General features: G+C 50.9%; 16 protein-coding genes and 1 pseudogene. 13 read left to right on the top strand and 4 right to left on the bottom strand.

Annotated elements, in window-relative coordinates; all coding sequences use genetic code 11:
- Positions 1-36 precede the first annotated feature (36 nt).
- The 11 genes and pseudogenes from CPH80_RS01365 to CPH80_RS01415 all read left to right on the top strand — a co-directional run bounded on the left by CPH80_RS01365 (position 37) and on the right by CPH80_RS01415 (position 19275).
- The gene (locus CPH80_RS01365; RefSeq protein WP_197703588.1) at positions 37-384 is read left to right on the top strand and encodes a hypothetical protein; all 348 of its coding nucleotides are present in this window, start codon (positions 37-39) and stop codon (positions 382-384) included.
- A gap of 8 nt (positions 385-392) precedes the next feature.
- Positions 393-1430, top strand: a complete 1038-nt coding sequence (locus CPH80_RS01370) for a hypothetical protein (RefSeq protein ID WP_096275266.1) — start codon at positions 393-395, stop codon at positions 1428-1430.
- Between the two features lie 117 nt (positions 1431-1547).
- On the top strand, positions 1548-3167 hold the full coding sequence (locus CPH80_RS01375; RefSeq protein WP_096275267.1) for a MotA/TolQ/ExbB proton channel family protein: 1620 nt from the start codon (positions 1548-1550) through the stop codon (positions 3165-3167).
- A gap of 12 nt (positions 3168-3179) precedes the next feature.
- Positions 3180-3887: a flagellar motor protein MotB gene (locus tag CPH80_RS01380; RefSeq protein WP_096275268.1), complete on the top strand. Its 708-nt coding sequence runs from the start codon at positions 3180-3182 to the stop codon at positions 3885-3887.
- Positions 3884-5008 (top strand): HNH endonuclease, encoded by a 1125-nt coding sequence (locus tag CPH80_RS01385; RefSeq protein WP_096275269.1) that lies wholly within the window; start codon positions 3884-3886, stop codon positions 5006-5008. Before CPH80_RS01380 ends, CPH80_RS01385 begins: the two co-directional genes overlap by 4 nt.
- Before the next feature lie 119 nt (positions 5009-5127).
- The gene (locus CPH80_RS01390; protein ID WP_096275270.1) at positions 5128-11574 is read left to right on the top strand and encodes a DEAD/DEAH box helicase; all 6447 of its coding nucleotides are present in this window, start codon (positions 5128-5130) and stop codon (positions 11572-11574) included.
- Complete coding sequence (locus CPH80_RS01395; RefSeq protein ID WP_197703589.1) at positions 11552-13714, top strand: UvrD-helicase domain-containing protein; 2163 nt, start codon at positions 11552-11554, stop codon at positions 13712-13714. The genes CPH80_RS01390 and CPH80_RS01395 overlap by 23 nt, the downstream gene beginning before the upstream one ends.
- Positions 13715-13766: 52 nt before the next feature.
- A pseudogene (locus tag CPH80_RS01400) lies at positions 13767-14030 on the top strand (ATP-dependent Lon protease); the annotation flags it as partial.
- 46 nt (positions 14031-14076) lie between these two features.
- On the top strand, positions 14077-18411 hold the full coding sequence (locus CPH80_RS01405) for a sacsin N-terminal ATP-binding-like domain-containing protein (RefSeq protein ID WP_096275272.1): 4335 nt from the start codon (positions 14077-14079) through the stop codon (positions 18409-18411).
- Between the two features lie 189 nt (positions 18412-18600).
- On the top strand, positions 18601-18849 hold the full coding sequence (locus tag CPH80_RS01410; RefSeq protein ID WP_096275273.1) for a hypothetical protein: 249 nt from the start codon (positions 18601-18603) through the stop codon (positions 18847-18849).
- A gap of 3 nt (positions 18850-18852) precedes the next feature.
- Positions 18853-19275 carry a hypothetical protein gene (locus CPH80_RS01415; protein ID WP_096275274.1) on the top strand — a complete coding sequence of 141 codons (423 nt, stop codon included), beginning with the start codon at positions 18853-18855 and terminating at the stop codon, positions 19273-19275.
- Between the two features lie 139 nt (positions 19276-19414).
- Here CPH80_RS01415 and CPH80_RS01420 read toward each other — a convergent pair whose 3' ends face one another.
- The 4 genes from CPH80_RS01420 to CPH80_RS01430 all read right to left on the bottom strand — a co-directional run bounded on the left by CPH80_RS01420 (position 19415) and on the right by CPH80_RS01430 (position 20676).
- Positions 19415-19690 carry a type II toxin-antitoxin system RelE/ParE family toxin gene (locus CPH80_RS01420; protein WP_413772256.1) on the bottom strand — a complete coding sequence of 92 codons (276 nt, stop codon included), beginning with the start codon at positions 19688-19690 and terminating at the stop codon, positions 19415-19417.
- Entirely contained in the window at positions 19687-19980 is a 294-nt protein-coding gene (locus tag CPH80_RS01425; RefSeq protein ID WP_096275275.1) for a CopG family ribbon-helix-helix protein, read from the bottom strand. Before CPH80_RS01425 ends, CPH80_RS01420 begins: the two co-directional genes overlap by 4 nt.
- Positions 19981-20195: 215 nt before the next feature.
- Complete coding sequence (locus CPH80_RS21915) at positions 20196-20351, bottom strand: hypothetical protein (RefSeq protein WP_197703591.1); 156 nt, start codon at positions 20349-20351, stop codon at positions 20196-20198.
- A gap of 13 nt (positions 20352-20364) precedes the next feature.
- A complete protein-coding gene (locus CPH80_RS01430; protein WP_172898576.1) occupies positions 20365-20676 on the bottom strand; it encodes a HigA family addiction module antitoxin in 312 nt (103 codons plus the stop codon).
- A 222-nt stretch (positions 20677-20898) separates the two neighbouring features.
- On the opposite strand from CPH80_RS01430, the gene CPH80_RS01435 reads away from it, so the two are divergent.
- Positions 20899-21291: a hypothetical protein gene (locus tag CPH80_RS01435; protein WP_096275276.1), complete on the top strand. Its 393-nt coding sequence runs from the start codon at positions 20899-20901 to the stop codon at positions 21289-21291.
- A 2-nt stretch (positions 21292-21293) separates the two neighbouring features.
- Positions 21294-22154, top strand: coding sequence for an IS3 family transposase (locus tag CPH80_RS01440; protein ID WP_227520555.1), 861 nt, complete (start codon positions 21294-21296; stop codon positions 22152-22154).
- The last annotated feature ends 30 nt before the right edge of the window (positions 22155-22184 follow it).

Genomic DNA, 22184 nt, shown 5'->3' on the forward strand with positions numbered 1-22184 from the left:
GTATAGACGTTGGATTATTTGATCAAGGAGATAGGAATGCCCGAGATCGAAAATAGGTTTAGCTCGGTGGAGCAAAAAGGATTCTTTTCAAAGTTAATAGACGGCGATTTTGGATTAGCAAAAACTTACTGGCTCTATGGCTTCGTGGTTGGGCTGGTTATCAATCTTATCACACGGATTGTTCCTTCTTTAGGTGCCCTTGTAGTAATTCTTGCACTGGCTATCCCTTACCAAGTAACGGTTTTGCTCGGTGTATGGCGTGCTGTGGATAAGTATCAGGGGCGAAAGGCCTGGGCAATTCTTGCAAAAATTGCAGCCGTGCTGGGGTGGCTGGGCGTACTCGCAAACCTGGGTGTGCTCGTCGAAGTCATCGGTTATTTGTGAGTAGTGTGATGATTAAATCTCTGGCATACGTCTGGCTGATGACGCTCTTTTTTAGTGTGAACGCCTACTCTATTGAGCTGAATCGTAGCAATCATGGCGGAATTTCAGAGGCTTACGGCTTTGTGTTTGGCCAACAGATGTCATTGGAGAGAATTTCACGCCTCTATCCTGACCTTGCGAGGGAGGCGTTGCTCGCCCAGCTGTCATTCGAGCGAGCGTTCGGTGACATCCCGGCCAAGGTAGAGCCAATGCTGAAAGAGGCTCTAGGGATCGTTGAGTATCAAAATCTTCGTTCTGCCTTTGAGATAGCGCTGACCGAGCAAATCCAGAGTGAACCACTGACCAGGGAGATGGCCAAAAACTTTCTCGAGGAGGTTCGAAGTCGCGGTGAAGGCAATATTCACAGCCCGGTTCTGGAATTTTTGCTGGCAATCAGGTTTAGCGAGTTTCCCGCAGATGAGTATGCAAAAGGATTTCGGCAGAAATATCGAACCGATGGCTCTGGCAAGTCTAGAGGCGTTGTTTTGGAAATGCAGGTGCCGCGTTCTTGGCAGGCCGCAGAAGGTTACCGCCCGCATATTGTTCAAAAATGGAAAAGCGAGGCGGGCACCGGCATGGGGTTAATCATGCTGCAAGTACGCGAAACCGAGGGTGTTTATGTTTCTCGCTCAGATGTGGCTGAAATGATGCAGCCTGGCGAGATTGAAAGCATGGTTCCCAGCGGGGGTGTTCTTGAAGACTACGGCATGGTGTCTGTTGAAAATCTGCCGGGTTATTTCATGGATTTTGGCCATTTGCAGGAGCGTGCTGGCATAGTGATTTATCAGAAAATACGCCAGTACAATTTTTTCTACAGAGACCGGATGATTGCTGTTCATTGCTCTGCCGGCTCTCTCGAAAGCGAGTATGAGTCGGTTGAACTTCAGTTTGAGAAGGTAAAACCGTTGTGTGCGCAGGTGTTTAATTCGGTGGTATTACCAGACAAGTATGAAGGTGTGGAACCTGGGGATTGGGCTGAAGAGGAAAAAGCCATGCCGGCAATTTAGTGTTTTCAATTTCAATAAAGCTATTTTTGAAACTGTAGCCAAGCTCAGGACGAGCAATCATTTTGAAGGATTCAAGTTGGTGTTGTTCTATAGCATCGTAGTAATAATGGAGTCCTTATGTTCTCGGCACCTCTGGAGAACGCTGTAGCCTCGGTTGAGGTTGGTTTTGTCACTGATATATTTGTTGGTTTGTTGCTGTTTGTGTTTTTGTTGGCTTGTGTTTGGAAACGGCTGAACAAACATCACTCGTTCACGCAGTACGCGCCAACGCTGCTCACCACACTGGGTATTCTTGGAACCTTCTTCGGTATTGTCGCCGGGCTTCTGGCATTTGATGTTAAAAATATTGATGGAAGCATCGAGGGACTTCTGGGTGGAATGAAAACCGCGTTTATAACCAGCCTTGTGGGGATGTTCCTCTCGATCGTCTACAAAGTTCTTGTGTCAGTGGGCATTCTTTATGTCGCCGATTCCGAGGAAATTGATGAAGACCAGATTGGCGCGGCAGAATTATATGCCGTTATGCGGGAACAGCGCGATGGCATCAGTGCACTGAATCAGGCCATTGGTAGTGGTGATGAATCTAGCCTGACTGGCCAGATGAAACTGATGCGATCGGACATCAATGATGCGGATAAACAGTCTCGCAAAGAGTTTTCAGAATTTCAGGAAAAGCTCTGGATCAAACTTCAGGACTTCGCAGATATGTTGTCGAAGTCTGCAACGGAGACCGTTATTGAGGCGCTCAAACAGGTCATCACTGATTTTAATAAAAATCTGACCGAGCAGTTTGGCGAAAACTTCAAAGAATTGAACAAGGCTGTTGAGAAGCTGGTTGAATGGCAGGATAACTATAAAGTCCAGCTTGATGATATGACGCAGCAGTATGCCCAGGGCGTTACCGCGATCACCGAAACAGAGTCGGCGGTTTCCAGGATTCAGGAGCATACCACTCAAATCCCTGACTCCATGACCAAGTTGGGCGAAGTGATGACGGTAAATCAACATCAGATTGATGAGCTGGGCCGTCACCTTGAAGCATTTAAAGACGTTCGTGATAAAGCTGTTGAAGCTGTGCCTTCTTTGAAAGAGCAGATCGGACTAACGGTGGATGGCGTACAGGACGCATCTAAACAGTTGGTGGAAGGCATAACCAAGGTCACCGAAAGCTATCAGGAAGTCATCTCGCAGGGTGTGGCCGAATTTACGGACGGTACTCGCCAGGTAAATCAATCCCTTCAAAGCACCTCGGATGCCATGCAAAAAGGCTCCGAGCAAACCAGTCAGCTCTTCTCTGATATGGCTGATGACCTGCACAGTAATTTCCGCACGTTAGCGGCTGAAATGAACGACCAAACGAAATCAATTGGCGATTCGTTGCGTGAATCCGGTAAGTCGGTTGTTGAGGAGGCGGCGCGCAGCAGAGAGTCCTTTGAATCTGGGCTTGAGGGTATGCGCAATCAGCTTAATAGCAACCTTGAGCAAATGGCAGATCAGCAAGCTGCTCAGTTCCAGAGCCTAGTCACTGGTTTGAAAGAAGCGATGGAGCAGTCGATTCGCAGAAGTGCAGAGTCCGTGGAGGGAAGTATTGAGATTTTGGATCAGGCGCTGCAGTCGGAGATCAATCGCTCTATGGAGCAAATGGGACAAGCACTGGTTTCCATTACTGGTCAGTTTACCGAGGACTATCGAGGTCTGGTAGATCAAATGAATCAGGTTGTTCAGGCGCGGGCCTAATAAGGGAAGATTATGGCTCACTTTTTAAAACCAAAGGCGTCCGAACAGGATGAGAATCACTGGCTCTCCGTGTCAGACCTGATGGCAGGTTTGATGGTGGTTTTCTTGTTTATAGCGATAGCTTTGATGCGTGACGCGCTGCTCGAGCGAGATCGCATCAAGGAGGTAGCCGTCGCCTATCAGGAAACTCAGGTTGATATCTATAATGCCCTAGTGGATGAGTTTGCCGAGGACTTACCACGCTGGAACGCCGAAATCGATAAGGACACTCTGACATTCACCTTTAAGTCGCCAGATGTTCTGTTTCGGCGCGGAGATATTGCGCTGAGCGAAGATTATCGAGCGCTTCTGGGCGACTTTTTCCCCCGTTATATGGGCGTTCTCGGTGGATTCCAGGATTCGATCAATGAGGTGCGGATAGAAGGGCACACTAGCAGTATCTGGAATCGTTCCACTAGCCCCACGGATGCCTACTTTCTCAATATGCAGTTGTCGCAGGGTAGAACCCGAAGTGTTCTTGAGTACATCTACAGGCTGGATGACATTCAGCCCTATCAGGATTGGATTAAGTCGCACATTGCAGCAGTCGGTTTTTCCTCAGCTAAGCCCATCATTGGTGCCGATGGTGAGGAGGATTTTAATAAGAGTCGTCGGGTCACCTTTCGCGTGATTTCAAATGCAGATATTCGCATCAAGCAGATTCTGGAGATTGATGGATGAAGCTGCATTTCCCCATTGATCAGCTCTGGAGTCAAGTTCGAAAAATGGGGGCGGCGGAACGCCCTTATAAGCTGAATGTCGCCTTAGCGGATCCTCTGCCAGACATCGTTAATCGGTTCAATGAGGGTGGTGCCGAAATTGAGCTGAAAGACGTAGAGACCATGGGCGGGTTGCTAAGCAGCAATGGGGCTCAAATTGTTCTCTATATTCCTGACCAGGGGCAGAACATCGATCAGGTGTTGGAGAACGGCCCCGATGGCAAAAAAGTGCATGTGGCAGATTGCCAAACTCTCGAACAGATGAGGCAGCGTAATCGCTTTCAAAGATATCGAGCCTTGGTTAATACATCGGGAGACTTCGAGGTCTTCGGGTATTCGAAGAATACGTTCAGTTCAGTTGAGGGTAGCGCTCGCTTGAGAGTGTGTATCAATTGTCTCAAGCATCTGAACTATCGGGGGTATGTTTCGACTCCTGCGCGGAAAGGAGAAATTCTTTCCAATTTTGATTTGAAAAATTTCTTTGCGCATTACAGCTCTCTTTTCCGTTATCTGCCGAAATCGTTCATAGAAGATAAGGGCGGTTATGCCAAGAACTGGAAAGAGGTTTCGGCAAAGTTCAGGGAAAGCAAAAATTTCGTCTGTGAAAGCTGTAAGGTCGATTTGAAACAAGCTAAGGGATTGCTCCATACCCATCACAGAGATGGCAATAAACGGAATAACGGCGAAGCGAACCTTCAGGCACTGTGCGCCGACTGCCACCGAAAGCAGCCCTTGCATGATCACATGTACATCAAGCAACGGGACATGGCGATTATTCAGCAGTTTCGCAAAGCTCAGAATATTATCGGTAGCACAACGAGCTGGGATAATTTGTTTGAGCTAGTGGATTCTGCCTTTGAGGGTTTGCTTAGGCTGTATCAGAAACAAGGCAGTGCAAAACCCGAAATTGGTTATGAGGTATCTGGCGCCAGTGGTGCTGTTGTCGCTGAATCGGAAATTGCTTGGCCCTCTGCGAAGTTTGCCGTTGTCGGAAATCCTGATGATAAACGTAACTTGGAGTCGATGGCTTGGAAGGCCGTTACTCTTGAGGAAGCGTTACGTGAGTTTAGGGATCGAAAGTAGCCGAGAGGACACTGCTAGGGAATCGTTTCACGTTAGATTAGAGCCCGGCAAGTGACACGACATGGGCACTAATTTTGAACTAAGTTTAACCTCTTGTATTTATTGAATTTGGAGAGCACATGATCCCCGGCCTACTAGCCAGTGAAGTCTCAGCCGCCCTGCGTGAGTTCATTGTCACCGGTTACGAAACGGAAACCGCCCCTTTTAAAGGCGAGTTTTACCGTTTGGTGGAGGAGCAGCAAGACGGGGAGGCCTTTATCAAAGGCCCCTATGTGTCGGTGGGCCTGCCGTTTATGGATGGTTCCGCTGGTCGGGATTTCTTCAAGGGGTTTTCGACCGAATATCCGCCCTATGCGCATCAGGAAGAGGCATGGCAACGGCTGGCATCTGAAAAACAGGCGGCCAATACGCTGGTTGCTACGGGTACCGGTTCTGGTAAAACTGAGTGTTTCTTGTATCCGGTTCTGGATCATTGTCAGCGCGAACAGACTCCGGGCATCAAGGCGATTGTGATTTATCCAATGAACGCGCTGGCTACGGATCAGGCCAAGCGTTTCGCCCAGATTATCCATAGCCAGCCAGCACTGAAAGGGCTCCGCGTTGGGTTGTTTGTGGGCGGTGATGGTCACGGTAGCAAGGTCATGGGGCCGGAACAGGTGATTACAGATAAGGACACTCTGCGGGCAAACCCGCCAGATGTACTGCTCACCAACTATAAAATGCTCGATTATTTGTTGATGCGACCGCAAGACCAAAAGCTGTGGGCACACAACGGGCCGAATACCCTGCGTTATCTGGTGGTAGACGAACTGCATACCTTCGATGGCGCTCAGGGTACGGATTTGTCGCTGTTGATTCGGCGCTTGCGTGCCAGATTTGATATGGCAGCGGAGCAGCTGATTTGTGTGGGTACGTCGGCCACTCTGGGCGGTGATGACAGCATTCGAGGTTTGCTCGAGTATGCCTCGGATATTTTCTCCAGTGTCTTTCGTACCAACTCGGTCATTCTCGAGCATCGTAAAAGCGATTCAGACTTTTTGGATAATATGGCCTATTTGGGCCTGAACCCGGAGATTGGTCCGGAAGAGTTGAGTGCTGCTTTGAGTAAGAGTTTGCAGGAGTATTTACAGGCAGCTTACGAGTTATATTTCAGCAAGGCACCAGTTGAAAGCCTGGCGGATATGAAGGGCCGCATTGCTCTGGGTAAGGAGCTGAAGCAACACGGCCAACTGGCAAACCTGTTGCGCCAGCTGAATCTGGGCAAAGGCACACCCACGTTCCGTGCACTGGTAGAGCGCTTGGCGGCACAAATCCCTAAGCGGTTTCAACGGCAACCCGAGCAGGTACCGATTGCTTTATTGGCCTTGATGTCTCACGCCCGAGCGGAGAACACGCAGCCGTTTGTGCAGCTGCGACTGCAGTTGTGGTCTCGCGAGCTACGGCGGATTGTTGGAACGCTTCGTGAGCCCAAAGCTGGAGGGGTGGCCGATCAAGGTTTTGAAGGGGATTTCGGTGCCTCATACCAATCGCCCTTGCTCTCATTTGGCGATGACCAACCGCCGAAGGATCAAAAGCAAATTCGTTTACCCTTGGTGCAGTGTCGTGAGTGTCACGGTACCGCTTGGCTGACACGGATGGAGAGGGGGCACCCCACAGATCAAGTTATAGAAGCCGACCTGTCGCAGATTTACCCGGCGTTTTTTGGCAATCACGAAGAGACGACACTGCTGTTGCCTTGGCAGGAAGCGCAAGCTGAGTCTGTGGGCGGCCTAATGCTTGAGCACTTCAGGGTTTGCCGAGACTGTGGCAAAACGGCTGCGGTGGATTACAGCGGCGATTGCAAAGGCTGCCAAGCGGGCAATGACGCACTGGTGCGGGTCAGCAAGCCGCACCTGCTTAAAGAAGTGCGCCAGGGCAATGTGAATCGAGTGGTGCATGAACACAACTGCCCGTATTGTTCGGCCAAGTCTGCGCTGGTGGTGTTCGGTGCTCGAGCGGCGAGTTTGAGTGCAGTGGCTATTCATCAGTTGTTCAGCAGCCGGGACAACGATGACCGCAAGCTGCTGGCCTTCAGTGACTCTGTGCAGGATGCCACCCACCGCGCCGGTTTCTTCGCAGCCCGTACTTGGCAAAATAACGTTCGCATGGCGTTGACTCAATTACTGGAAGGTCAGCCTGAGCCGGTGCCGCTACTTAAGCTGCCCGAACTGTTTGAAGCCTGGTGGCTGAATCACGATGGACAGCAGGGCCGGTTGCCACTGACGTCCTACTTGCGGGAGTTCATGCCACCGGATAAGCGTTACCAGGGTGCTTTTGAGTATTTTGAGCAGTCTGGGGAGGTCAAAGAGCCCAAGCCGTTACTCAAGCTGATTCGCGAACGCATGTTGTGGCAGCTGCTGGAAGACCTTGCTTGGCGCTCACAGGTAGGGCGTTCACTAAACCGGCTGGGAATTGCAGCGTTGGGCTGGCCCATGCAGGTGGTAAACAGCGCAGCTACGGCTTGGTCCCAAACGGTGGATAACACCCTGGGTTACCGTATCGATGAAGAAACAGCCCAGAGGTTTATGACAGGGCTTGTGCAGCACCTTGTGTATATGGGTGCAGTTGGCCTGGACAGCTTGCAATACTATCGCGAAAAATCCGGCAAAGCCTATCTATTGAAATTTTTGAATTATGCCCCGCCACTCGGCCCGGCCTCTGCCAGACCCAAGTACCCAGCGATGGGTAAAGGTGAAGGGTATGAGCCGTTGGTTCATACCAACACTTCGCAGTCTTGGTATGAACGTTGGCTGGCGTGCCTGAACCCCAATGCCATGGTGGATCGAAAGCAGCTTGAGCATGTGCTTGTAGCGGCGCTGGATTCGCTGTGTGTTTCAGGTCTGCTGAAGCAGGAGATAAGTGAGCGTGGGATAACGCTATGGGTGCTGAACCCGGAGCAGATCACCATTACCGTAGATGTTCAGGCGGTGGAATGCCCTGGGTATCGGCCCATGCATGTACCAGCCAACGAGGCGGATTACTGGCGTGGCATTCCTTTGCTGAACGCAGCTCACCCCAACTTAGTGTATGAGCACTCTGCTCCCGTACGGGACTCGTTGTATCGCACGCTTTACCGCCAAGGCGAGATTCATCGAGTAATTGCTCATGAGCACACGGGGCTGCTGGCTTCGAGCGATCGTATTCGCGTAGAGAACAGTTTTATCAATGGTGAGAAACCCTGGGAATACAATCTGCTCTCAGCCACGCCCACGCTTGAAATGGGTATTGATATTGGTGACCTGTCCAGTGTGTTGCTGTGTTCTGTGCCCCCTGCTCAGGCCAACTACCTGCAACGGGTAGGGCGAGGAGGGCGTCGGGATGGCAACTCTTTTGTGCTTACCGTAGCCAATGGTCGCCCCCATGATTTGGTGTTCTATGCGGACCCGAGCCGCATGCTGGATACACCGGTCGAGCCACCGGCGGTGTTTCTCAAGGCGCGCCATGTGTTACGGCGGCAGTTATTGGCTTATGCCATGGACTGCTGGACACGCAAGGCAAAAGGCGACAACCAAGTACCTTCTAACATGCAGCCGGTTTTGGATGCCGTTGAGAAAACGCAGGAAGACCGTTTCCCTTATACGCTTTTGAATTTTCTTAAACACGACATGCAGGAAATATGGGACGGTTTTGCCAGTCACGTTGCTAAAGAGTTGAGTGAAGATGACCTGGAACTGCTGCGCCAGTACTTGTTTGGCGGGCCGCAGCATAAGGATGACCATTTACGATTGTATGTGCTCGGTAGGTTGAGGCGTGTAGCGGATGATCGCAAGCAAATGGCGGGGACGATTAAAGAGCTAGAGAAACAGCTGAATCATCTGCGCAAGCAGCCTCTGGATGAGCACACTCAAGACGAGATAACGGAGTTAGAGCGGGAGATAGGCGGCTATCGCGGCATGCGTATTCGTTTGAACAAGCGCGAAACTCTGAACTTCTTCACCGACGAAGGCTTGCTGCCGAATTACGCTTTCCCAGAAGAGGGGGCAACGCTGCACTCGGTAATTTTCCGCTCTGAGAAAACGGCTGGTGGTGGAGATGGCGCCGAGCGTGAATTTATCAAGCGGGAGTACGAGTACCAGCGTCCCGCACAGGCTGCCTTGACAGAGTTGGCACCGGAATCCGTGTTCTATGCGGGTAATCGCAAGGTAAAAATCTCACGGGTAGAAACGGCCAAGGGGCGCAACATTCAGGACTGGCGTTTTTGCCCCCGCTGTCATTATTCAGCTGCAGCGGATGATCCCGGCTCGGGCTTCAGTGACAAAACCTGTCCGAGGTGCCACACCAATCAATGGGGGGATGAAAGCGCGCGCACCAAGATGTTGAAAATGACTCAGGTGTATGCTTTCACCAATGCTAAAGATGCCCAGCTGGATGACCGTTCCGATGATCGGGAACCGGTATTTTTTAACAAGCAGATGCTGATTGATTTCAAACCCTCTGATATCGACATCACCTGGGTTCTGGATGACAAAGACCGGCCCTTCGGTTTTGAGTTTATCCGCGCCGCTAGCTTCCTGGAGGTGAACTTTGGCCGCCGCGAAGGGGAGGAAATGTACTTTGATGTGGCGGGTGAGCACATACAGCGGGCGGGCTTCCCCATTTGTAAGGAATGTGGTTCGGTACAAACCCGTGCAGCCGCTTCTGGGAAGGCCGAGGCCAGCCATATGAAAACATGTGGTTATTCTCGGGGGCCAAAAAAACTTGCCAATGGTAAGGAAGATATTGGCATCGAGAACTGCCTGTATCTGTACCGACAGTTCTCATCAGAAGCCCTGCGTATTTTGCTGCCCAGGTTGTCTACAGGCGGCACTGAAGAGCAAGTAAACTCGTTTGTCGCAGCTCTACAGTTAGGCTTGAAGCGCCGTTTTGGTGGCAAGGTGGATCATCTACGGGTGGCCTATCAGAGTGAGCCGGTGGGCGAAACCGATGAGCGCCGACACTTTATTGTGCTCTATGACTCTGTACCCGGCGGCACCGGTTATCTGCATGAGCTTCTAAGCAAGGCCGAGCATATGCAGTCGGTTTTCCGCATGGCTTACGAGGTTATGGAAGGCTGTGATTGTTACGACGGCACCATGGATGGCTGCTACCGATGCTTGCTGGAATATCGCAATGCCTACGGCATGGAAAGCACCAGCAAGGAGCTGGCTCTCGAGATGCTGAAAGATATCGTGGATGCAGGGCATCAGTGGGTTCAGGATAAGCATTCACTTAGCGCTCTGGCGGCAAATCCCTGGATTGATAGTGAGCTGGAGGCGAGATTCCCGGAGGCGCTAGCAGCGTTCTCTGGTCACGAATCGGTTGGCGGCCAGAAGGTTCGGGTGTCTCAGGATGTTATCCGCGGGAAACATGGTTGCCGACTTACCATCGGGGCGATGGCCTATGAAATGGAGCCGCAAGTTGATTTCGGCGCTAGCCAGGGCGTGCAGTTTGCTAGCCGTCCGGATTTTGTACTTTGGCCGGCAAGTAGCGGGTTGAAGCCAGTAGTGATATTTCTGGATGGCTATAAATTCCATGTCAATAAAGGCAGCGAAGACCTGATCAAACGGCAAGCGTTGATGCACGCTGGCTTTGTGGTGTGGTCGTTGAACTGGTACGACGTTAATAAAATGATGAGTGACAAGGCGATGGATGTACCTCTGCCTGCTGGGATGACCTCACCGGAGCAGAATCATTCTGCCATCGCTGGGCTGGCAAAATTGGCGAGCGTTGGGAACACCGCTGAGCATCTGAACAAAACCACTTTTGAACTGTTGATGCACTTTTTGACCACGCAGGATTCTGCCGCGCTGGCTCAGCAGGCTATGTTCTTCGCGATACAGTGCCTGCCTGCTGGTGTGCTGGCGGACCAAGCTATAAAAACAAAGGTGTTGGATCGTCTGGGGGATCTTCCGGCTGCTTTTACTGACCTCACCCCTGACCCGGTGGCGTTGGCAGGTTCAGTTGAACTGCACGACGGCAAGGGTGCAGCAGCTGTGGTTGTGGATTTGATCGCCGGTACGAACTTATTGAAAGCCTTTGACCTGAGCCAAGCCATGGTTTCGGTGTGTTATGACTTGCGCCAGGGCAACGAAGAAGCTGCACGGTACCAGTGGCAGAGGTTCTGGGCCGCGCTAAACCTGTTGCAGTTTTTGCCGGTTATGTATGCCTGGACGCCGGCATCGAAGCATGACGGCACAGCTGCGGGTTTGTTGTGGCCGGACCTGAATTCGAAGCCGCAGGTAAAGGGGGAAGCTAGTGCCGCCCCAAGTTGGTTTGAGCAGCTAGACCCAGAACTGGCGGAAGCGTTAAGCGCTCTGACTATAGATTGGCCTGAAGAGGGCCAAGTCGGTGACGCGGTGATGAACGCTAACGAAGAGATTGTCGGCGAGGCCGAAATTTTATTTAACGAGCGGGGAATCGCGTTCTTGCTCGAAGATGTAGAGGATCAGATGGCCAGCAAGCCCCACTTGGAAGCGGAAGGTTGGCGGGTGTGTACAGCGGTGACTGAACTGGAATCCGCTATCAATGAATCAAATTCAGGAGCCTGAGATGGTCAGCGTTGCGTTTTCTGATAAGTATTTTGGCAGCCTGTTAAAGCTAACGCCCAATGAACAGAGCCAGGCCAACAAGGCGGTTATGCAATTCCAGCAGGACCCTCAGCACGGGGGCTTGCACTATGAAAAGTTGAACGCCTGTAGAGACGCCAAATTGCGCTCTATTCGGGTCAATCAGGATGTGCGGATAATTTTGGCTGCCGCCGAAAAACAAAACCTCTACTTGATGTTGTACGTGGATCATCATGATGACGCCTATGCGTGGGGAGCCAAGCGCAAGGTGGAGATCAACCCCAACACCGGTACTGTGCAGGTGTTTACAGTTGAAGAGAAACAGCTGGAAGGCACGGCAGCCGAGCTTACCGCTCAGCAGCAGCCTGGGTTGTTCGATAGCATTCGTGATCGTCAGTTGCTACAGCTGGGTTTGCCAGAGGATGCATTGACACTGGTACGCGCCATGGAAACCGAGGCGGATCTTGAAAACGCCCGAGACAATGAACAGGTTCCGCCTGATGCCTATGAGGGGTTGTTCATGTTGATGGCGGGCGCCAACTTTGAAGAGGCGTATAACGAGGTTGTTCCCGCTGCATCTAAAGAAGTGGATACGGAAGACTTCAATACCGCACTGGCACGCCCGGAATCCCAGGCTCATTTCGCTGTCGCGGAAAATGAAGAAGCACTGCAGGCAGTGCTTAACCAATCCATCGAGAAATGGCGAGTATTTTTACACCCAGCTCAGCGCAGGCTGGCGAACGGTAAGAAGAACGGCCCAGTGCGCGTGCTGGGCGGTGCCGGAACCGGTAAAACCGTCGTGGCCATGCACCGAGCAAAGTGGCTGTCTGAAAACGTTGCTACGGCCGATCGCAAAGTGCTGTTCACCACATTTACCCGGAACCTGGCGGCTGATATTCAGCAGAACCTGAATAAGATCTGCAGTCAGGATGCACTAGCGCGCGTAGAAGTGATGAACCTAGATGCCTGGGTGATCAGCTTCTTGAAAAAGAAAGGCTACGATTACGGCCTGCTGATGGATAGCCAAGAAGAGCGTCGCCTTTGGGAGCAAGCCTACTCAGAAAAGCCCGCGGGCTCTGATCTGAGTATGGCGTTCTTCCAGGAGGAGTGGGCGCGGGTTATTCAGCCCCAATCTGTTACCAGTGTGGAAGGCTATAAAAAGGCATCCCGCATTGGGCGTGGCACCCGCCTGAACCGCCAACAGCGAGTTGATATCTGGCCGGTATTTGAGCGCTATCGACATTTGCTGGCCAGTAATTACCTGAAAGAGGCAGATGACGCCTACCGTGATGCCCGCAACCTGCTAGAAGCACAGCCTGAACTTCGGCCAAAGCTTTGTTCGGTGATTGTGGACGAAGCTCAGGATATGGGTACTCAGGCGTTTATGTTAATTCGTGCACTGGTGCCCCCCGGGCCTAACGATTTGTTTATTGTGGGCGACGGCCACCAGCGAATCTATGGCAAGAATAAAGTGGTGCTGGGCCAGTGCGGTATTGATATTCGTGGCCGCAGTGCCCGGCTGAAAGTGAACTATCGCACGACCGATGAAACCCGAAAGCTGGCGGTTAGTATCCTTGAAGGGGTAGCTGTTGATGACCTCGACGGTGGCGAGGATAACCAGACGTTTTATCATTCCCTGATGCATGGCCCCGCGCCCGAAGTTTGTGGTTTTAACACCATGGCCGAACAAGCCGATGCGATACTCGCCGCCATCCGTGAAAATAAACTGGCACCAGAAGCCTGCTGCGTGATCGCCCGTACTCGCAAGGAAGTAGGGGAGCTGAAAAGCAGCCTTGAGAGCCGCCAGCAGCTTTGCCATGTGCTCGATGGCCGCAGTGGTAATACGCCTGAAAGCTCGCTGAATCTTGCCACTATGCACAGGGTGAAAGGGCTGGAGTTTGATGCTGTATTTTTGGCATCTGTTAATCAAGGTTTGGTGCCTCTTAGTTTCGTAGTGAACTCAGCCGCTGACCCTGTAACGAAGCGCCAGCGGGAGAATGAAGAACGAGCATTGGTGTATGTGAGCCTGACTAGAGCGCGTAAGCTGGCGTTTGTTTATGGGTATGGGCAGATGAGTGAGTGGTTTTGTGCTGTTACACAACAATCAGAGATTGGGCTGTGAAAAAATTAGCTTTGGTAGGATTTGCTTGATCTCTCTTTGCCTTTCGACATTCTCACTGACCGCGTATGCCGTTCAGCCGACACAGGCACAGTCGGTAGTTCTTGGAGATATGAGCCTAGGCGGTAGCGTAAACCCTGTTCAAAGCCTTGCTGAATGCCTGCAGGTAACCTTTGACGGAGGCGGCAATCGTGTGGCGCTCCCGATTACCAGCGCGGCAGATATCCCCACTGTGCCAGGAAAGCTATTCACCAAGTTTCAGACGAGCTTTTATGCCGATCCGGTGGATGCGGTATTTAAGGCGTTGGGCGTTGACTAGACCACATTCGGTCGTTAATGGATTTTAGAAAGCACGGAAGAGTTTTATGTCTATAAAGTCCATTGTTGAAGAGATGATTCGCGAGAAATGTAAGCTGTATCAAGAGCACCCCGATACGGTAGCCGGACATATTGCTCACGAGCGTGCAGTCACCAATGACTATCGTGGCAGGGTTCTATATGAGCTTTTGCAGAACGCCGTAGATCGGGCGGAAACGACCATTTGGATCGTCGTCGACCCCGATTCACGATCCCTTACAGTGGCAAATGATGGGCAGCCATTTGAAGCGCACCCAAGGAGAGGAGAGCCTCGGTCGGATCTGGCTGCCCTTTGCTCTATCGATACCAGCAACAAGAAACCTGGTGAGTCGATTGGAAATAAGGGAGTCGGTTTTAAATCTGTCTGGGAGTTTTGTAGTGCTGTTTCGATTCGAACGAGAGGAGAGACAGATATTGGAAGCTGGGGGATTCGGTTGCGTCGGCCCTTCACGCCTGGCCATCTGGACCGCTGGGAGGATTCGCATTCTGCTGACCTTATCCTAGATGCACTAGAGACTCCCGGTATAGAGAAGCAATTTCGGAGGTTAGCTCCCTCATTCTATTTCCCCGAGTTTACTTCTAATCCCCTCTGGAAAGAGGAAGGGGCAGTTACAGCGATAGAGCTTGAGGATATTGAACACAAAGATTTTGAAAGGCTCGTGTCGGGCCCTTTGAAGGAATTGAAAGCCGCTTCTCTTGAGTTTGTTTGTGACGTCCGTGCTGACAAAACGCCGTTAAACCTTATTATTAAGTCTGGAAGCGGAAACGTGAGCAAACCGCTCTTCACCGCGTCTGATGCGTGGATCCGTGTTGAGGTTGATACAAGTAATCTTGCCGACGAGCTTACGAATGCAAGGGACAGTCTGGGCTTTGAGCTTAAACGTCTGTCGAAGCTGGTGCTAGGTTTTCAACTGCCAAAAGAAGGGGAAGAATTTGCTGCTGGCAAGTTTCATGGTTACCTGCCAACGGAGGTGGACACAGGGAGCCCGCTTCATATTCAAGGCGATTTTTACCTCTCTGAATCGAGGAAACACATTGATTTCCAGAACAATAGGTATAACGAGCTACTGCTTGAGCTAGCCGTCGATGCCTTGTTCTCTAGTATTATTGAGAATAGCAATGTGGCGCGACTTCCTTATGTTTTCCAGCTGCTTCGAGGTAGCGGCCCATTGGCCAAAGCTATCTCCAAACGCCTGATAGGGAATGGTCAGCTGCTTTCTCAGTTAATTGGTGCTGCTGTTTCTAGCGCAGGCGAACGCCGTAAGAGCTATTTTGATGAGCTTTATCAGTTAATTGCAGCCTATATTCCTCCAAAGGCTGACTATAGTCACAGTAAGACTTATTACCGTGACTCTCTTGACCCTTACCTTGTTTCTTTTGCAAAAGATGACCTAAAAATAGTTCCGACAAGTCTCAACGACGAAGGAACTGAAGAAGATCCGCTCGTGACAAGCGCCTGTTCTTTACCACGCCCCAAAAGAGACGGCTCTATTGCTGGCCTCTTTTGTAGAGGGAGGGCAAGTACCGGTTTGAAAGGGGATCCTATCGATCTCCCCGGCATTGCTGTAACGGAATGGCGATTTCCGGGAGACGCTAAGCTCGCTGAAACTTTAAGGGAAGGCGGCGTCTGGTCGGAATATGAAGCCATTTCTGTCCTCCGCGCGATTGTTCGAGGTCTGCGTTATGAAACTTGTGAAGATCTGAAGCTTCGATTTCTGAGGGCGGCTCGCGACATATACTCCCCACGCAAGGAGGAAGGGTCCTCTGGGCATACTAATTGGCGATTTCTTGCGCGAGACGATGCATTTCCTTCTCAGCGATTGTTGATACCCGTTTTGCCTTCTGGTTCCTGGGCTCAGGTTAGAGAGTCCTTCTTGGCACCTGATCTTTCAGCCTACCTGGACTTGCAGCGAGTGAGTCAAATCGACGATGCGGTTTGCGAGCAGATTCTAGGGTCTGATTACCTGAGAATACTGAGACATTGGGGTGTGTGGGATGTCGTTCCTTTGGTTTCAAGTAAGGATACGGGCGGCAAGTGGCAGGTGCCTATTAAAGACGGCACGTTACTATCTGGAAATAGTGCTTTAAAACTCCTTTCCATATCTTATTCAGTATGGATGAGTAGTGATCTCCAGAGAGATGAGGTCAAAAAAGCATTAAAGGACTTGGCGGACTTGCCTTGGTTAAAGGTAGCATCCGGCTCTCGAGGCCTAGTGTCGCCTTCTATGGCGTATTTTGGATTGGTTCAAGGAGATGTCCTTGGCTTTCCAGTACTAGAATCAGATGCACTCGGTGTTTCGGAGAAGCATTTTTTAGAAAATCTCGGTGTACGCTCTGTTGAGCAAACTGTTGATTTGAAAAAGCTAGTTCGAACCTTAGAAGATATTGCGGTGAACTGCTCGCACGCCCAGAATATTTCTGGAAGTATCAGGTCGGTTTATAGGCAAATAATAAAACAAGTTAATAAATTGCTTATTAACTCAGAGCAGCCGCCAGCGCCTAGTATGTTGAATCGAATTCCTCTGCTGTATGAGGAAAATATATCACGCAAACGCGGTATGGCAGGCCCCGCGGATGCAGTCTGGTATGTATCAGAAGCGCTACGAAATACGAGGGGGAAAATCAGTAGTGCTGCACATTACTGGTGGCTTGCAAATGGTGATCTCGGGACTCTGGCAAGCAGGCTGGATCGCGTCCACTCGCTGTCATTAAGAAGTCCCATATCTACGGCATCTGAGTTTCTTGAAAGCGAAGATATGCGGCACCTTTTGGAGACCGAATACCTGCCTTATTTTCTTGCGCTTGCTTGCTATGGCGATTTACCCGGATTGGTTGAGGTTCAGGAATCAACCATTCAGAAGCGTTGGCAGACATTGGTAGTGCTGCGGGGGGAGCACGCACAACAAGATGAGAGGATAGGTACCAACCAAGTTGAGGTGCAGTCTACATCAACCATGCTTTCCAAGAAGCGAGTGTTATGGGAGCCACTAAGAGCTGATTCTAGTCGTAATCTGGCTCTCTACATTTGGAGCAGAGCAGACCAGTCCGCTCCTGAATTTAAATATCAGTTATGTGATTGGTTCTCAGAAGAGGTCTTCCGTAGACCTCAGTTAGCTCTTCATTTCAAAAAATTGGTTGAATCGTCGATGTCGACAGAAACCGTCGATCTCTCCAGAAATGCGGTTGCCGATGCGAGTGCGTTGATTCGCGACTGGCTCCCCGACCTTAAGCTTGATGCGCTCGTCAGCGAACTTTCTGCAATCACAGGTATTGAGTTCAGCAAAACCAATTGGCGCGATCAAAACTTGTTGAAGGGGCTTCAAGTATCTTTTGATCAAATCACTCATCAATTACCCGATGAATTGAAAGGTTATCTGGGCCCCTTAGATCCAAAGTTCACCAATCAATCGCGATTGCTCGAGTTCGTAGAGCAGCACAAATCGCAGCTTGCAGCGACTGAGAAATTTGGTGATTACGATGACGATGACTGGATTACGTTGCTTCAGGAAGACAGTGTTAGGCTTAGCTATAATTTTGAGCCTTTCCAGTGGGTCTTGGATGCCTTGTCTCTGACTGAGGAGCAGTTCAACAGCTTAAAGGGCCGGTTAAATGGAGAGCTAAGAAAGGCGGAGCGGGAAGCCGAGCGAATGGGTTTGCATATCCCCAGGGGTGCTGTTTCTGATTTGAAGGCTCCGCTGATCAAGTGGTCGCCTCAGATTCCTCGCTCGCCTGGACGGATATTTGAGGCCATGTCAGAGGAAGATCGAATTAAAGACCAGGTGAATAGATCTAAGAGTGGGCGCCTCGCGGAAAAGCTAACTGTGTTCCCTGCAGCAAGGCGTGCAGCAGCCCTAGAAGTAGAAGAACAGCAAGAGCTCTTGGGCCTAGTACGTGGTGAATATGCTCGAATTACGCAAGAATACCCTAGAGCAATCGGTGAACTTTTGAAGTTGCCGGAGGCTCCCTGCACCGAAGCAACGTGGTATGAAGCCCTACACCTCGCCAGTCGCTGGGATGGACTAGGTTACGACTATCTAGATTTTGAGCACAATGATGATGGGTTTCGATTGCTGCTGGTAGAAGTGAAGTCATCTCGCCGCAATGATCCAAGCATCTACCTGTCTGAAAATGAAAGGCTCTGCGTTTTAAAATACACGGGTAGCCAGTTTAAGGCAGCATATCCGAACGCAACTTGGACAATGATATTGCTGACCGCTGAAAAGATGATAGATGTGACGCAGTCTGTCGTTCAAGTAATAGGTGAGCATGCGGGCGCTTACGAGGAAGTTCCATCGGTGATGGCTGCTGACGGCTGGATAATTCGGACCTCAAATCTCTATTAATGGGCGTGTGACTCTGAGCGGTTTTTGTATCCGGGTCTAAGTGTTTCGGTTGTTCAGTGCCTAATTTTTGTACAGGCCGCCGCCTGCTAAAAATAAGTGGATGCAGGCTTTTCTGAATAACTGCCGAAGCTGACTAGCTGTTACATTAGCAGGAGCACTGATTATTCATGCTGCTGAGGAGAGCGAAGTATGTCCATTGAGCGATTTACTGAACAGGAACTGCTGGAAGGACTCGATGCAAAAACCTCACACTCGGATGAGCTTGCAGAACTCCTGTCGCAGGAGCTTACGCCTCTGGAACGACTCAAAGGGTCAGTCAAACGCTATGACAGGCCAACCGATCCCGTTTGGGACGAGTACTTTGAGTCCGGCGAAGGCGCTTCAGACGATTTTATGGAAAATAGAGATCAACCATCACCGGATCCGGACAAAGGATAGGTAATGGCCACTCCCTACATCACAAGTGTCACTGCTCTGTGCCTCATCCATCCGGGGCGTCGGTTCAAGCCGTTTTGGCATCCTGTCGGATCACCGGATAAATGGCACATTGCGGGCCAGAATTACCCGGATACCTCTTCCTTTTTTGGGGGTCAAGAGCTGGTTGATGTGTCCGAAATCCTGGCTAAATGGGACGTTGAGACGCCTTTGTGTATCAGTGCCAGCTACGAGCGAGCCGTTTTCGATTTTCTGCACAACCACATTGAACTGAACAATCAAGTGGTGCCAAACGTGCAGCCGTCGGATATTAATGACGTTGTGGACTTCGGTCGCGTCCTGGGTTGGGTATCAGACTGGGAGAAATCTGGCCGACTGAGGCGAGGGCCTGCCATGCGAGCCTGGCTAGAAACCGAAGACTTTAGGTAAGAACTACAGAAATGAACTTCCAATCAACTACCAGAATTTCTATTGTGGGGTCTTAATAAAATCGGTAACTAAACATCTCTACAGGCCGCATTCTGTTGCCTCAAAGCTCAGAACAATAAAAATAAAGTCGGTAACTAATTTATGGCCACTGCCTGGCCGCGTGCAGGACACGCAACACGCGCACCAGATCTCCGGCTAGGTCATAGACCAGGATATAGTTTTCATGCGCAACCAGCTCACGTGTGTCAGTTAAACGACCGGGCCTACCAAGGTTCGGGTGATCGACCAAGCGCGAAGCCTTCTCCGACAACAACTCATCGAGCGTTAAGGCGACGGCGGGATTGTCGGCCTCAATGTAATCATAAATATCATCGCGGTCTTTTATCGCCTCTGGCGTCCAGAATAATTCCATCATTTAGATGCTTCAAGCCGACGGCGCGTTGCAGTTCGCCTGGCTGCAAACTTGGCTTCTACCTCGGCGGCGGGAACCAAATTGCCGGTATTGGCTGAATCCAAGCCGACTTGCACTTGGCGACGAAACCAAACGTCATGTGCGGCGGCTTCTTCTTGCTGCCGCACAAAATCACGCATAAAGTCGCGCAGGAGTTGGGCTCCGGTACGGTCGCGGGATTTGGCCGCAATGGAAAACTCTGATTTTAGACCTTCGTCTACTCGGAAGGTGAAGGTTGCTGTTGCTTCATTCATAGCTTATCCCTCGTGTGTTACAAGAAAAGTACATAGTAACACTCGAAGGGCGGCGCTTAAAGCTGCACTTGCGGCATTCATCCTTCGCGTTTCCCAGTGGAACGAGTTACCAACTTGATTACCTTGTTACGGACTTCATTATGATCCTACATCTATCTCGCCGATGGGAGTTTTCACATTCCGTTAGGGTTGATGGTTTGGATGAAGGCGAATATTTAAAGCTTGTCCAGATCGACCCGAATGTTTAGCTCTGCACTTCGCTCCTTCACCAAGGCTGTCAGCTCTTGGTTTTCCAGGCCAATGTGTTTCATCTGACCCAGAGCGGTTTTGAGCATAAATTTGCAGAACAGTGCTAAGCGCTCCTGGCTCAAGGGGCCACGGCCATCACTGGCACCCTGCCTCGGATAGTCTGCTTGTGCCAGGGCCGCCTTGCTCCGCTTTGCTGATCTGGGCTCGGCGAAGCTCATATTCTGTTTGCAGATTCAGCCAAAAGCGATCACTGGTGCCGAAGTAGCGCGCAAGCCGAAGCGCTGTATCCGCAGTAATACCTCGGTTTTCTCGGACAATTTCATTCATGCGAGTTGCCGGAACATGCAGCGCCATGGAGAGTACATTGACGCTCATTTCCAGCGGACTCAAATACTCTTCTCGAAGAATCTCCCCCGGATGAATAGGGCGCATACCATTACGAGTCATTGTGTATTCTCCTTAGTGATAATCAGCAATTGGCTGCGCAAGAAGGTCGGAAAATTAACGAACTGGTCAATCAATGGATAAATGAGTAAATCCATAAACGTTTTTCTTCCCTATTACTCGGGCAACTCCTTATACGTAATGTACCTGCCCTGTGTGCCAACCTAAGCATGAACCAACTGATTTTGAGTTAACATAGAAATCAGGGTGCTTTAGGAGACCGTTATGCCAAAGCCGATGACACAAATTCTACCTAATCCCAAGCTGGAAAAGCGGGGGCGTCGCTCATTCACTGTAGAGTATAAGTTGTCTGTCCTACAGCAAGCCGATGCCTGCCAGCATGGGGAGCTAGGCCCTCTGTTAAGGCGTGAGAAGCTTTATTCAAACCAGCTTGCCCAGTGGCGCCGAGAGTTCGCTGAACAAGGCGTTGCGGGTTTGAACAAGTCTCAGCCAGGACCTGCGGCCTCCAAAACGGCTGAGCAAAAACGCATTGAGCAGCTCGAAAAAGAACTTGGACGTTTGCGCCGTCAGCTTGACGTTAAAGACAGCTGTATCTCACTCCAAAAAAAAGCCTTGGCACTCATCGAAGCTTTCGATCAAGAGAACTCGCAGTCGTGATGATGGCAGCGTCATTACCCAACGGCCTTACAGAACGATTGGCCTGCAAGGTCTTGAACCTTTGTCGCAATACTGTTCGGTCAGTGCGTCAGAGATTGAGCTTCACCGGCCCTCAGGAACCCCCTTTGCGCTGCAGAAAAGACGCCAGGCAACCCAAGGCCTTGGACGCGAAAGAACAGCAGCAGGTACTCGATGTGTTGAACAGCGAAAGCCACTGCAATCAGCCACCCATACAGGTCTATCACAACCTGCTTCAACAAGGCCGATACCTGTGTTCGGTAAGCACCATGCATCGCTTGCTACGTAAACAAAACCTGCAGGGCGAACGACGCGCTCAGCGCGCACCACAATCGAATCCGATACCGCGCCTATTGGCCACAGAGCCCAATCAGGTCTGGACGTGGGACATTGCCAAACTGCCGACGCGTAAGCGCGGTGAGTACTTGTCTCTGTACGTAGTTATGGATTTGTTCAGTCGCTATATTGTCGCCTGGATGCTGTCCCGCAAGGAAAATAGCGCCCTGTCATCACAACTGATGGACGAAGCCGCGCATCGCTACGACATCGTGCCTGGCCATCTTACGCTGCACCAAGACCGTGGTGCTCCCATGACCGCCCACTGTTACCTAGACTTGCTCTCCGAGCTGGCCATAACCGCCAGTCATAGCCGGCCCCGCGTGAGCAATGATAACCCAATGAGTGAAGCACAATTTAAAACACTCAAGTACCAGCCAGACTACCCGCGACGCTTTGATCATTATGACCATGCCATGCGCTGGTGTAACGATTACGTGGAGTGGTACAACCATATGCACCACCACAGCAGTCTTGAAGGATTTACTGCGTATTCCGGCCCATCATGAACACCCATTCCGGGCGAACGTGAACACCTA

It is taken from the genome of Marinobacter sp. LV10R510-11A, assembly GCF_900215155.1.
Taxonomy (GTDB): domain Bacteria; phylum Pseudomonadota; class Gammaproteobacteria; order Pseudomonadales; family Oleiphilaceae; genus Marinobacter.

Coding starts and splice junctions, on each gene's coding strand:
- CPH80_RS01365 (WP_197703588.1), top strand. CDS start 37: ATGCCCGAGATCGAAAATAGGTTTAGCTCGGTGGAGCAAAAAGGATTC.
- CPH80_RS01370 (WP_096275266.1), top strand. CDS start 393: ATGATTAAATCTCTGGCATACGTCTGGCTGATGACGCTCTTTTTTAGT.
- CPH80_RS01375 (WP_096275267.1), top strand. CDS start 1,548: ATGTTCTCGGCACCTCTGGAGAACGCTGTAGCCTCGGTTGAGGTTGGT.
- CPH80_RS01380 (WP_096275268.1), top strand. CDS start 3,180: ATGGCTCACTTTTTAAAACCAAAGGCGTCCGAACAGGATGAGAATCAC.
- CPH80_RS01385 (WP_096275269.1), top strand. CDS start 3,884: ATGAAGCTGCATTTCCCCATTGATCAGCTCTGGAGTCAAGTTCGAAAA.
- CPH80_RS01390 (WP_096275270.1), top strand. CDS start 5,128: ATGATCCCCGGCCTACTAGCCAGTGAAGTCTCAGCCGCCCTGCGTGAG.
- CPH80_RS01395 (WP_197703589.1), top strand. CDS start 11,552: ATGAATCAAATTCAGGAGCCTGAGATGGTCAGCGTTGCGTTTTCTGAT.
- CPH80_RS01405 (WP_096275272.1), top strand. CDS start 14,077: ATGTCTATAAAGTCCATTGTTGAAGAGATGATTCGCGAGAAATGTAAG.
- CPH80_RS01410 (WP_096275273.1), top strand. CDS start 18,601: ATGTCCATTGAGCGATTTACTGAACAGGAACTGCTGGAAGGACTCGAT.
- CPH80_RS01415 (WP_096275274.1), top strand. CDS start 18,853: ATGGCCACTCCCTACATCACAAGTGTCACTGCTCTGTGCCTCATCCAT.
- CPH80_RS01420 (WP_413772256.1), bottom strand. CDS start 19,690: ATGATGGAATTATTCTGGACGCCAGAGGCGATAAAAGACCGCGATGAT.
- CPH80_RS01425 (WP_096275275.1), bottom strand. CDS start 19,980: ATGAATGAAGCAACAGCAACCTTCACCTTCCGAGTAGACGAAGGTCTA.
- CPH80_RS01430 (WP_172898576.1), bottom strand. CDS start 20,676: ATGACTCGTAATGGTATGCGCCCTATTCATCCGGGGGAGATTCTTCGA.
- CPH80_RS01435 (WP_096275276.1), top strand. CDS start 20,899: ATGCCAAAGCCGATGACACAAATTCTACCTAATCCCAAGCTGGAAAAG.
- CPH80_RS01440 (WP_227520555.1), top strand. CDS start 21,294: ATGGCAGCGTCATTACCCAACGGCCTTACAGAACGATTGGCCTGCAAG.